This window comes from Clostridium sulfidigenes, from assembly GCF_052067195.1.
GTDB classification, from domain to species: Bacteria; Bacillota; Clostridia; order Clostridiales; family Clostridiaceae; genus Clostridium_J; species Clostridium_J sulfidigenes.
In genome coordinates this window covers 1-12,292 of the sequence record NZ_JBQHQR010000016.1, presented here as the reverse complement: position 1 = coordinate 12,292, position 12,292 = coordinate 1, and the positions used below count along the sequence as shown (strand labels likewise).

At 26.4% G+C, this 12,292-nt stretch carries 10 protein-coding genes; 7 read left to right on the top strand and 3 right to left on the bottom strand.

All coding sequences use genetic code 11. The annotated features are described in order from the left end of the window. The first annotated feature begins 2 nt into the window (after nucleotides 1–2). The 3 genes from ACTNBA_RS15915 (at nucleotide 3) to ACTNBA_RS15905 (ending at nucleotide 5,128) form a co-directional block, all read left to right on the top strand. Nucleotides 3–1,226, top strand: a complete 1,224-nt coding sequence (locus ACTNBA_RS15915) for an HNH endonuclease signature motif containing protein (protein WP_441075272.1) — start codon at nucleotides 3–5, stop codon at nucleotides 1,224–1,226. Nucleotides 1,227–1,521: 295 nt separating this feature from the next. After that, nucleotides 1,522–3,543, top strand: a complete 2,022-nt coding sequence (locus ACTNBA_RS15910; protein WP_441075270.1) for a DUF262 domain-containing protein — start codon at nucleotides 1,522–1,524, stop codon at nucleotides 3,541–3,543. 466 nt (nucleotides 3,544–4,009) lie between these two features. Then, on the top strand, nucleotides 4,010–5,128 hold the full coding sequence (locus ACTNBA_RS15905; protein WP_441075269.1) for a DNA cytosine methyltransferase: 1,119 nt from the start codon (nucleotides 4,010–4,012) through the stop codon (nucleotides 5,126–5,128). A gap of 76 nt (nucleotides 5,129–5,204) precedes the next feature. On the opposite strand, the gene ACTNBA_RS15900 is transcribed toward ACTNBA_RS15905, so the two are convergent. From ACTNBA_RS15900 to ACTNBA_RS15890, 3 genes are all read right to left on the bottom strand, one after another. After that, nucleotides 5,205–6,224 (bottom strand): hypothetical protein, encoded by a 1,020-nt coding sequence (locus ACTNBA_RS15900; protein WP_441075267.1) that lies wholly within the window; start codon nucleotides 6,222–6,224, stop codon nucleotides 5,205–5,207. Between the two features lie 23 nt (nucleotides 6,225–6,247). Then, complete coding sequence (locus ACTNBA_RS15895; RefSeq protein ID WP_441075265.1) at nucleotides 6,248–6,715, bottom strand: DDE-type integrase/transposase/recombinase; 468 nt, start codon at nucleotides 6,713–6,715, stop codon at nucleotides 6,248–6,250. 251 nt (nucleotides 6,716–6,966) lie between these two features. Further along, nucleotides 6,967–7,290 carry a transposase gene (locus ACTNBA_RS15890; RefSeq protein WP_441075264.1) on the bottom strand — a complete coding sequence of 108 codons (324 nt, stop codon included), beginning with the start codon at nucleotides 7,288–7,290 and terminating at the stop codon, nucleotides 6,967–6,969. Between the two features lie 280 nt (nucleotides 7,291–7,570). On the opposite strand from ACTNBA_RS15890, the gene ACTNBA_RS15885 reads away from it, so the two are divergent. The 4 genes from ACTNBA_RS15885 to ACTNBA_RS15870 all read left to right on the top strand — a co-directional run bounded on the left by ACTNBA_RS15885 (nucleotide 7,571) and on the right by ACTNBA_RS15870 (nucleotide 11,822). Beyond that, complete coding sequence (locus tag ACTNBA_RS15885; protein ID WP_441075262.1) at nucleotides 7,571–9,247, top strand: hypothetical protein; 1,677 nt, start codon at nucleotides 7,571–7,573, stop codon at nucleotides 9,245–9,247. A gap of 314 nt (nucleotides 9,248–9,561) precedes the next feature. After that, nucleotides 9,562–10,515, top strand: coding sequence for a DarT ssDNA thymidine ADP-ribosyltransferase family protein (locus ACTNBA_RS15880; RefSeq protein ID WP_441075260.1), 954 nt, complete (start codon nucleotides 9,562–9,564; stop codon nucleotides 10,513–10,515). A 21-nt stretch (nucleotides 10,516–10,536) separates the two neighbouring features. Next, the gene (locus ACTNBA_RS15875; RefSeq protein ID WP_441075258.1) at nucleotides 10,537–11,244 is read left to right on the top strand and encodes a macro domain-containing protein; all 708 of its coding nucleotides are present in this window, start codon (nucleotides 10,537–10,539) and stop codon (nucleotides 11,242–11,244) included. A 341-nt stretch (nucleotides 11,245–11,585) separates the two neighbouring features. After that, entirely contained in the window at nucleotides 11,586–11,822 is a 237-nt protein-coding gene (locus ACTNBA_RS15870; RefSeq protein ID WP_441075256.1) for a hypothetical protein, read from the top strand. Nucleotides 11,823–12,292: the final 470 nt, after the last annotated feature.

The window sequence follows — 12,292 nt, the reverse complement described above, 5'->3', positions numbered from 1 at the left end:
CTATGTTTGAGAATGTCATTATAGATGATGATTTATTAGATGAAATAGAAGAAGCTAAAATTGATGTTAAGGATATTACATCCTCAATTATTACTAATCCTTATGGTTCTATTACTTTACCCTATGATGGTAGTGTAGATTTAAATAGCTTTTCAAGAATATTAGAAGAAAATTTAAGTAGTAGTTATAAAATATTTTGGTTCTTTGGAATTTATGAAGAGATAATTAAGGGAAATAAGTACATATCTTTTAGGAAACTTGTATGTAGAATGATAGTGGGAGCATGGTATCCCGTTACTCACTATAAACTTAGTTTAGGAATTCAAGATAGGCTCTTTGATTTAGTTATATTAATCCATGAAAAATATAATATACCTTGTGATATGAATAAAAATAAACTATTAGAGGTTATAGAAAATATAGAAGATGTTGAAGTTGAAAAAAGGATTAAAAAACTTCGAGATTATGTACCTTATAGGCTTTTAACTCCCTTCTTTGCTAAGGAATTAGCATTAACAAAGGATATATTTAAGAAGAATGGTACTAAGAGAAATAAGTTTATAGCTGAGCTGACCAATCTAGATGAGAGAGCTATATATAAAATAGATATTGATAATAAGATTATAGAAATTAATGACTCTTGGTATAAGTACATAAGTGCTAATCAAACTATAATATGTGGATGGATGCATTATAACCTGGTTGGCTATCTTCAAAAGAGAAATCCTAATGTACCAGCAATTCCATTTAAAATAACAGCGCCAGGTAAAAGGGATCTAAGTAAGGCAACTAAGCTTTGGACAGAGATAAATAGGGATAAAACTGTTAGTGATATTTATACAGGAAAGAAACTAACAGAAGAGAACTTCTCTAATTATGGAAATCTAAGCATAGACCACTTTATTCCCTGGAGCTTTGTACTACATGATGAACTATGGAATTTAGCACCTACCTTTAAAAATGTAAACAGTCAAAAGAGTAATAAACTACCTGACCTTAATTTATACATGGACAAGTTCTGTGAAATTCAATATAAAAGCTTTGATATAATGCAAAGAAATCTTAAAAGATATAAAAACCACTTAGAAGGATATTTATCCATAAACATAGCTGCAAATAATGAAAGAAAAATTGAAAAAGAAGAGTTTAACCTGAAGTTAAAAGCAAATATAGAGCCTCTGTATCAGATAGCATTTAATCAAGGGTATGGGGTTTGGGAGAGGTAAGAAGAAGTATTAAAAGATTACATGATGCATTTTAGGATAATTAAGAATGAGTCTTACCATAAGTAAATGAGGTTCATAGCCTTAACCATTGATATTGCTTGGATAAGGTTACTTTTACAAGTGAAATAATATATCATAAGTGATATACTATTTTTTACATTATGTATATTACAAATGGTATTTATTAATTTTATAGTATGCTATAATTGTAAATAAATTCATAATTAGGGTGAATGCATTAGTAAAATACTGTTAAGTATTTTATTAAAGGGATTATTTCATATAGGAGGTATTTATGGGATATAGTATTGTTGAAAATAGTACAAATTCATTTATTGAGAATCGTAGTATTAAGTTACCAAGATTTCAAAGGAAACAGACGTGGAAGCCAACTGATAACTTTAAATTATGTATAAGTGTATTTAAAGGATATCCAATAGGGGTTGTAATAATTAACTCATGTAATAAGCCAGATAGGATAGATTGGTTACTTGATGGAAGGCAACGAAGAAATGCTTTAAAATTGATTAAGGAAAATCCAGTTGAACTTTATCATTGGGCAAAAAAGTTTGCTAATTTTAATTATACAGAATCTGAAGAAGAGTTAAAGAAAAAATTTTGGTCTGCTATAGATGTTTATCTACAAAATGAGTTTGGAAGTAATTCAGATGATGATAATAATGATGAAAGCGATATTAGTGAAGAGAGTGATGATAGTGAAGATATTGAATATTCTTTTAATGTGGAAACCCAGTATTCAAGTTTAAAATCTTTACTAGACCTAATATTAATTATTCATCCATATAGAAATAAAAAAACAAGGTTCGAAAAAATGTTTCTTTTTGATGGGATTATTCCGGAAGCAGAATTAGATTATACAAAAAATATTGATGGAGAATATATTGTTGATTCAGAGAAGTTAAAAAAGCATATACAATATTTAATAGATAATGCTAATGATAAGAAAGAAGAATTCACTGCATTTCTAATTAAAAGATATAAACTTTCTGAAAAACAAGCAAAAGATGTTTTAAAGTATATTGATCACCAATGGGAGTATTATGAAAAATGTTTTGCTGTAACAAAATGTACAGATGAGGTTATACAAGAGTCAAGTATAGGTGTTATAAAACTAACTAATGCGTCCGTGCTAGATGCTCAAAATATATTTTCTTTAGTTAATGCAGGAGGAACTCCACTAACTAAAGAGGAACTTCTTTCAGCTAGACCATTTTGGAACATACCACTTGAAAATCCTTCTGGTGTAGTAAAAGATGAGGTTAAGAAAATGTATCAGAAGTTAGATATTGATGTTCCTAATGATGTATATAGATGGGATCTTGGAGCAACTTTTTTATCTAGAATTGATAAAAACCATATTATATTTGATAATTTAAATATAGAAAAAGATACTTCGTTCAAAGAAGCTATGTCATTGGGATTTAGATTGATTAGTGCTATATATACAGGCGGAATAAATAATAATAATATAACAAATCTTGAAAAGAAGAAAATTGATTGGGATGTTGATATAGATAAGCTTGTTAATGATATCAATGATATTATTAATCGCTTAGAGCAAACTGAGTATTTTAAATATTTACAATGGTGGAATAAATCTATTATGTCAATAACAAGTAATACAATAGCGATTGAGTATATAACCATTTTATACAAACTATGGATAGGTTATGAGCGTCCTAAAAAATCAACATCAAAGGCTGATACTTTTATTAGAGAAGCGATGATTTTATGTGATAGACTAATATATGAGTATACGATACGTATATGGAGTGGATCGAGTGATTCACGTTTATCAGGAGATATAAAAAATTATAAAAATAGAATAATAGCAATAAAAAAAGAGGAGTGGATTGAACTAATAAATGAATTATCTACAGGTAAGTTTAAGGGAAAAAGTACATCAGTTAGTATATTAAAAGCTTTCATGTACCATTACTACATAATTAAAAAAATAGATCCAGTATATAAAAATTCAACAACCATTTTTGAGATAGATCATATTGTAGCTCAAAGTTTATTTAAGGATAATGATGGAGCTAACCAAGATATGAAAGATTGTATAATTAATTTAGCATTACTTCCTAAAGGAGAAAATATTGAGAAGAGTGATAAAAGATTAAATAAAATTACAGATGAATGGCTTAAAAAACAAATTATAAGACTAGCTGAAATATCTGAAGATGATTTTGAAACATTTTCAGATATCACTAATATAAATCAGCTTAAAGAAAAAAGAGCTAAGCTATTTTCTGATGCATTTTCAGAAGAGAGAGATAAGTTGATAAATAATTAAAATGTATGAAATTAATAAGTAGAATTAATTTCATTAGTACACCTGATTTAATTAATGAATTAAATAATTTCAGAAGAATAAGATGGAAAATAATTATGTTTAAAATTTTTACTAGCAAAAATTTTAAAAAGTAAGATATTGGGTTTATTCAAAAATATAAAAAGAAAAAATCGCATTTGTTAACGTTACGGTGAACCGTACCACAAGTAAATGCAGTTTATAGCCTTGGGCATTTACAATAGTTTGCCTAAGGCTATTTTAAAGCTAAAAATATCGTACTAAAAATAACTTAATGACAACCTAATTGATAGTTAATATAGATAGCTTAATTTTAATGATTAAGATATTTTGCATCTCAAAAATTATTAAATTGTTTTTTTGAAGAAAAAGCTTGCAAATTGTTAAAAAGTATATTATAGTAGTGATATGAAACTAAAGATATAAAGGTAAGGAAAGGATGATTTAAATGAGGATAATATCTTTCTTCTCAGGAGCAGGAGGAATGGACTTAGGATTTCTGTTAGCAGGTCATGAAGTTGTATGGTCAAATGATTTTGATGGAGATGCTGTAAGAACATATAATGAGAATATAGGAAGGCATGAGGACCATGAGAGTGTACTTGGAGATATAACACAAATATTAAATATTCCAAATGATGATATAGATAGATTGATTCCAGAGGCAGATGTTGTTATTGGAGGTTTTCCATGCCAAGGATTTTCAATAGCTAATGTTAATAGGAATATGGATGATGATGAGAGGAACTTTTTATATCTAGAACTATTGAAAATTATAACTATTAAACAACCTAGTTTCTTTGTACTAGAAAATGTTAAAGGACTAGAAAATATTGAACGTGGCGAAGTTTTGGATATGATAATTGAGGATTTAGAGAGAGCTGGATATACGGTATGTTATAATGTCTTAAATGCATATAACTATGGTGTACCTCAAAATAGAGAAAGAGTAATAATTGTTGGAGTAAGAAATGATCTTAATGGAATATATCATATTCCACAGCAACATGCTCCAAGAAACAAGCCTAAGAAAACATTATTTGTTCAACCTACTCATTCAAAAGATAGTGAGATTGAAGAAAATATAACATCTTGGCAAAAAGTTAATCGTATGTATAATTTATGGCTTAATAATGATTTAGATAGAAACAGGCATTATCTAAGGAATGAGGATAATATTATTTATAGAATACAAACATTAAGAGATGCTATAAGTGATTTACCACAAGATTTTGAACCGGATAATCAAGAAATACTAAACCATACAGGAAGTTTATGTAGAGTAAACATTAATAATAGAGTAGGGAATAGAGCAACAAATTGGGATAAATATTCTCCGACAATAATGGGAAGAGGCAGTGGAACAGGTGGTCCGTTGATAATACCACATCCATTACAACATAGAAGACTATCTGTAAGGGAAGTGGCAAGAATACAAACTTTCCCTGATAATTTTCATTTCATTGGGTCAAATTCTGCTTGTTATAGACAGATTGGAAATGCGGTTCCTGTATTAATGGCATATAATATTGCTAAGATATTGCCTTTAGATTTAAATAATAATTAATGAGTTTAGTAATAAAGTAGAAGTATTATTTTAACTTCTACTTTATATTTAACTAACTTAAAGTTTTGAAAATTTATTATTTCTCAAGATATTTATTGATATAATCTCCGATTTGTTTGCCTAATTCTTGTCTGAAGTTTTTAAAATCTTCATTACATAAGCTGTTTTGTAAGAAAATTGAAATTGAATAATACGGTAAATCGTACTTAGTCATAGCTTCAATCATTTTAATCCACTTTATTCTTAAATTATTATTTTCCCATCTGTAGAATATTTTAACAAAGTCATTTACATCATTCTCTAGTGATTTTGTAAGTGATTGAATAAAACTCTCTCTAGGAATTAAATGAAATATTATTCTGTGGTCAGACTTTAATACTATATAAATATCGTCATCATAAACATAATTTAAGAATAGAGCTAATCTGCTTTTAAAATCATCTAGTGAATCATATTCAATCATAGGATTAATAACATTTTCAATGATTTGTTTTTTAGAGCCTAATCCCTTTTTTCTATCGCTTAATTGCTTTAAGTGACTTTCTTCTAGTAACCCTTTTAATAGTGCTCTATATGATAAGCTACCAACATTTAATTCATCATTAAAGTCTTTATCTTCTTTAGTTAAAAGTTCATCATTTTCATTAAAAGCTTGTCCTTTAAGAGTCTTTAATGAAATGCTATAACTTCCAATATTTAAATCAGACTTTTCTCTTTTATTTCCTGATAAATCTCCTGATATAGTCCAATCTTCATCTTCACAAAGAGCATCTAAAACAATAATTTCAGCTGTACTGATAGGATTAGTTCTTTGAAGTGTATCGGTACTATTTTCATGAAAAAGACCGGAAAATATATCTTCAAAAGTTCTAGAAGTTACACTTCTATCTCTTACTTCTTTTGCTGAAACAAAGGAATAAAATATGTTCCCTAAAATAGTTCCTTCAAATTCATCATTTTCAATACTAGTTTTAACAGTTTCTAAAAATCTACGCATTTCATCAATGTTTTTAGGTGCTTCAGTTAATGAAGACTTGGCTAATAATACATCACCAACATTGCCCAAGTTGTTCATTAGTAATTTGTCTAATATCATATAGTTACCTCCCTTTTATATGTTTAGTAAAACAAATAATATGTAATGAGATACAAAAATACATTATTATATGTGCTTGTATCATGGTACAATATAAAGTATAGCATGAAAATACTTAGCATACTAGTATAAGGAAATGGAGGAAAATATGAACTTAAATAGAACAGTAACGGCTTCAGTATATGTAATATATCAAGATAAGGTATTATTACATATGCATTATTTAGTGCTTCAATAACAAGATCAGCATCCATAGTCCTTCCAAAAGAGTGTCCAATGACTTTTTTGCTACACAAATCTAAGACTGCTGCTAAATAGCACCAACCATCCTTTATTGTGTGTATATATGTTATATCACCAGCCCATTTTTTATTTATGTTTTCAGCGCTAAAATCTTGATTTAATATATTGGGTTTTTCTTCTACATTTTGAGAACTACGTGTCGACTTAAACTTTTCTGTAACAATAGAACATATACCTAGTTCTTTCATTTTTCTTTGAACTCTTTTTATACTAACTTCGAATCAATTATCGCATAGTATTTGATGAATTTTTGGAGCTCCATATCTCCTTTTGTTTTCATTATAGATCTTCATTATTTCCTCTTTCAAAATAGTATTCTCTAATTCTCTTTTAGAAATTTTTTTATGGAAACTCTCATAATAAGTACTTCTAGGAATTCCTAATACTCTCCATTGAAGTTTAACTGGATACTTATCTTTATGAGTATAAATAAATTTAATTATAGCTTTTGTTCCTGCGTGAATATGGCAATAGCTTTTTTTAATATTTCATTCTCCATGGCTATGCGTTCATTTTCTTTTTTTAGTCTTAATATCTCATTTTCATTCTCTTTTAAAGTCTTTCTATCTGCCTTTGATATTTTAATTAACGGCTTAGATAAAATTTTCTTACTACCACCTTGAACTTTGTTCACCCGGTTATTTACACTTGCATAGTTAATGCCATATTCTTCGCATATTTCTTTTACTGGTTTTCCAGTATTATATACTTCTACAATCATCTTTTTAAATTCATCAGTATATCTCTTTCCTGTTTCTCTCATCTGAACACACCTCTCTATTTATATTTCAAATGTTTTATTTGAAATGTGTCCATAAAATTCAATTTTTTTTAAAATTTTTCAATAAGTGATTATAGAAGTAGAAATAGATTTTAGAAATGCTTTCATTATAGAATTACAGCATCTCTAAAATACCTTATTTGTATCTCAAATTAAGAAAAAACCATTTTAAAAGAGAATAAATTGATTTAATTCATTTTAAAATAGGGTAAATCGCGTTAATGAAATATATGGTAGAATTAATACATGAGGGGTGGAAATAATGGAAAAACAAAAGGAATATGACATAAGAATGTTTATTTCAAATTTAATTGACTCAAATATTAATAAAGAATTTGATTATATTATATGTAAGTACAGTGAATATAGTAAATATGAACTAATATGCTATAGTTTATTATCTATGGAAAATGGGTTTAGGCAAAGTGCATTTTCTAAAGATACTACTTATTCTGATGCAGGGAATAAGCGTACTATTTTAGAATGGTTTATAAAGAAATTAATAGGTGAAACTATTCAATCACATAAATTTACATATGATAATAATAAATATAATAAATTTGATGATATTCTGGCAGAAATATTTATAATTTGCGGCAATGATTTGATGAATAGGCAATTTAAACAGCATAGAGGAATAAACAAGATATTAATTGAAGAAAATGAATCCAACGAAATTATATTTAAAGTACCTACTATAGTTGATGAATTAGACTGTCAGGATTCATATTATTGGGGTGAGTTTACAGATAATAATTCAGTAGAATTGGAAAAAAGACTAAAAAATGCTGTAACAGAAAGAATATTAAGCAAATATTTTAATGAATCTCATACTTTAGAAAAATATAAATCTATGAATGATTTTATTTTTATGAATGAGGTTGATTTCGAGATATACGAATTATGTAAACAAAATATAAAAGTAGATATAGATAAAATATGTTGTAATTTCAAAAGTGATTTATTTAATAATTCTCAAGAATTAATAGATATAATATCTGTATTTTTATATTTATCAAAAATTAATTTTTTTAAGGATAGTATTCTAGATGCAGGTGGTTCTGTATTGTATAAAACTTTGATTATATATACTAATAGCATGTTAAGAAACATATTTGAGAAGTTTAATATATCTGATAGTATAAAAGTTAATAAATTTATTGACTACTTTACTATTAAAAATGAGTGCTCTTGGGGAATAAATGAATTTCCTCTAATTAATATTGATGATAATATAATATGGGTTCCATCTTCTTTTATAATGAATGATTTTCAATTTTCAATAGTAAATGGTCATTATGATAAAGAAATATCTGTAATAAATAGGGATGACACTGTTTCACAATCAATAGTAGACAATATAATTAATGGATGTAGTAAGTATGATAATATAGTAATAAGTGAAAATAAAGAGTATTTTGATAAAAATCACAAATATAAAGGTAAAGATTTAAAAAGTGATATAGATGTATCATTATACGATAAAATTTCAAATACAATGATAGTTATTGAATGTAAATGGAAAGAAAACATATATATCAAGGGAAATAAATATGATAAAATTTGTGATGCGGTTGATAAGATTTATAAGAATCAATTAAATAAGCACAAATATTTTTTAGAACTTGAAGAAAAAAATATAGATTATATTTTTGATAATAATATAAATGTAATAAATAGACCATATTTTCCACAAATAGAGTATATATTTGTAGATAAAAGAGTACAACTTCATTATAATAATCAACATGCACTGTCAGAGTTTAATCTTTTAAAGTTAATTCTTGAAAGTTCATATAATAATATTTTAAGAATAGATACTTTAATTTCTAAAATTAAAAGGCTGCGAACAGAAGTGAAGTATGATATGATGGATACTAAAACAGAAATTAATTTTAATGGAACGAAAATTAAAAATAGTATATTTTTAATTAAATAAGGCTCATCAGAAGTATCATCAACGACTTATCACTAAATAGATTTATTGGACGAAAAAACACTAAAAAGTACCCCTTGTACATAATGTACAGGGGTATTTTCTTATACTTTTAACTCGATAACAAGTAAATTTAATACTTTAATTACTATATTATTACTTGTATAATATTGTATATAGAGCAACTAGAGATATAATTGATATTTTTTTAATAGTAGAATTCATAAATGAGCCATCAATAGATCATCAAAATTTATAAATGTAATTAATAAATTATAGAAGTTATTTTATAAAGGTTTAATTAAGGGGAGAAACGTATGGGATTAAAAAAAGATAATACAAAAATAATGGAAAGTATAAAAAAACTAGAAAATAATCACAACTTTGTAGGACCACTGCATTTTACAGATTATAGTAATTTGGAAAGTATATTTAGTTCAGGATATTTATCAAGTAGAGAATATTGCAATAATAATGATATTCAATTTTTAAATGGTGCAGATGATACCGTTATAGGTAAAACTAAAAAACTCGTAAAAGAATGTGTTAGATTTTATTATGAAGAAGATAGTTATACATTATATAGAAATGAAGGGATTAAGATAAATAATGCCAAACCACACTTACCTATACCAGTATATTTATTATTTGATAAAGAACTTATATTACAAGAAGATGCAGTATATTCTGACGGGTGTGCTGGTTCAAAGTATTCATCATTTGGAAATGATTATATATTTTTTGAAAATATACAATGGGATACTGTATTTAGTAGAGGGAGTATACCATACGAATTACCCGCTTATCAAAGATACGAGATTAAAAGAATAAGGCAAGCCGAGTTATTAATGAAATCGCCAGTAGGCTTAAAGTATTTAAGAAAAGTAATATTTAGAAGTAAATGTGACTATAAAAGATCGATTAATGATTTTGGGGAGTCAAATTTATTTGAGATTAGTAGAAAAATGTTTAACTGTAAAAATAATTTTTTAAGGGATTACGAAGTAATATATAATGAATTTATTAATAGTGTTGAAGTAAAGATTAGGTTGAATAAATATGATTTTATGAATTATAAATATTGTTATGAAGTAATTGATACAAAAGGTAAAGATGTTGAGACTACATATAAAATCGTAACAGAAAACCCTGATAAACAGGCGTTTAGTTTTTTAATAGAAAATTATAGTGTAAATTGGTCTATTCTTAAATTTTATATTAATGATATAATGTGTGTAGAAGAAAATATAGAAAAACTAGATAACAAATAATATAATATTGCAGGTGATAAAATGTTAAAATATTACGAGGGAACGGTTTTTAATACTAATGCTGATGTATTGGTAAATACAGTTAATTGCTTTGGTGTAATGGGTGCGGGAATAGCATTAGAGTTTAAGTTAAGATATCCAGATATGTTTTTGAAGTATGAGGAAATGTGTAAAAATAATGAATATAAGGTAGGGAGACCAAGATTATATAGTAGTAAAAAAAATCGTATATTAAATTTTCCTACTAAAAATCACTGGAGAGCACCATCGAAAATTGAATGGATTGAAGAAGGGCTTAGATATTTTGCTTATAATTATAAAAAAATAGGAATAAAATCAATCGCATTTCCGAAATTAGGGACTAGTAATGGGGGATTGAAATGGGCAGATGTAAAGCCTTTGATGGAAATGTATCTTTTAAACTTGGATGATATTGAGATAACTATTTGCTTAGATGAATTAAAAGAGGCAGAGGGAATTGAAAGGAAAATGGTAGATGATTTTAATTCTACACGATTTGAATTATTAAAGAAAGAATTTAAAATTAATAAAAAACAAAGTGAAGTGATTGAAAGAAGTTTGCCAATTAACAGATTTTGGGTATTGAGTACCTTACCAGGCGTAGGGGAAAGAACATACGAAAAGTTATTTAATCACTTTTATTCAAAGTATAACATTGAATCGGAAAATAATAATAACCTTTTGGTAGAACAATTAAGTTTATTTTAATATAAGTTGATAAGCCACACAATCAATCTTGTGTGGCTTGTACAATTAGGTTTGACCTGTTCTAGAAAAATTGTAATAATTATTTAGATTAAATTTATAAATACCTATATCAATTAATTTCTGAAGATATCTTATCATCACTGTCAATTTGTTATTACTTAAAAACCTTTGTTTATCCATTATGGCATTAGTAACATCTTATTATAGTACATTGTTTGAATTAGTGTTATATCTCTTATATATAACGAAATATAGTAGTTTTTTACTACTTTTTTATGATAGTAATTGGGCTTAAAGTAAAAATATGAAATGAATTATAGTTACTAATGATGAGCTACTTTATGAAAGACTCAGATAAATTTATTCAATTAATAAATAAGAGAGATAAAACTTATGAAGACATTAAAAATATTAGTAAGATTTGCAAAGAACTAGGCTATGAAGAAGAAGGCAAAATATATGAAGAAGCAAAAAGTAAAGAAAAAAATAATTTAAAATATATTGGATTAAAATACATTTCCTTCTTTAATAATGCTCAAAAATATGGAATGCCTATTAATGTAGTTAATGAAAAATAATTAAAGATAAGCAACCATAAAATGAATATCTTGCCCCATTCTTTTTATGGAGCTAATACCAGTATACGTAAACAATTTAGTCTTATATAATTGTAAAATGGAAATGTGTAATTGTTCCAACATGAAAATGTAGGATTTATGCATTTCTATTTTTTATCATATTTATGTAATTTAATATATTATTATAAGCTTTTAAAATAAATCTAAACCATTCATTCTATAAAATTTTTAAAATAATTACATTCCCTTACCAAATAAATTTCTCATCAAAAAAAATTCATCCCATTCTACCCCCTCAAATATATACATATTTAAATATATCCCTAGATAAATATAGAAAATTTTACATAGTTTAATAGTAGTGCTAGTATACTTTTATGGACACAACCCAATATAAACAGTTAAAATGAATGTATGGAAAGGAAGTGTCCATGTGAGAAATACAGGTAAAAGATATACAGATGATTTTA

What these genes read in the sequence shown, in the direction of transcription:
- ACTNBA_RS15915 (WP_441075272.1), top strand. Translation starts at nt 3, where the DNA reads ATGTTTGAGAATGTCATTATAGATGATGATTTATTAGATGAAATAGAA.
- ACTNBA_RS15910 (WP_441075270.1), top strand. Translation starts at nt 1,522, where the DNA reads ATGGGATATAGTATTGTTGAAAATAGTACAAATTCATTTATTGAGAAT.
- ACTNBA_RS15905 (WP_441075269.1), top strand. Translation starts at nt 4,010, where the DNA reads ATGAGGATAATATCTTTCTTCTCAGGAGCAGGAGGAATGGACTTAGGA.
- ACTNBA_RS15900 (WP_441075267.1), bottom strand. Translation starts at nt 6,224, where the DNA reads ATGATATTAGACAAATTACTAATGAACAACTTGGGCAATGTTGGTGAT.
- ACTNBA_RS15895 (WP_441075265.1), bottom strand. Translation starts at nt 6,715, where the DNA reads ATGAAAGAACTAGGTATATGTTCTATTGTTACAGAAAAGTTTAAGTCG.
- ACTNBA_RS15890 (WP_441075264.1), bottom strand. Translation starts at nt 7,290, where the DNA reads ATGAGAGAAACAGGAAAGAGATATACTGATGAATTTAAAAAGATGATT.
- ACTNBA_RS15885 (WP_441075262.1), top strand. Translation starts at nt 7,571, where the DNA reads ATGGAAAAACAAAAGGAATATGACATAAGAATGTTTATTTCAAATTTA.
- ACTNBA_RS15880 (WP_441075260.1), top strand. Translation starts at nt 9,562, where the DNA reads ATGGGATTAAAAAAAGATAATACAAAAATAATGGAAAGTATAAAAAAA.
- ACTNBA_RS15875 (WP_441075258.1), top strand. Translation starts at nt 10,537, where the DNA reads ATGTTAAAATATTACGAGGGAACGGTTTTTAATACTAATGCTGATGTA.
- ACTNBA_RS15870 (WP_441075256.1), top strand. Translation starts at nt 11,586, where the DNA reads ATGAAAGACTCAGATAAATTTATTCAATTAATAAATAAGAGAGATAAA.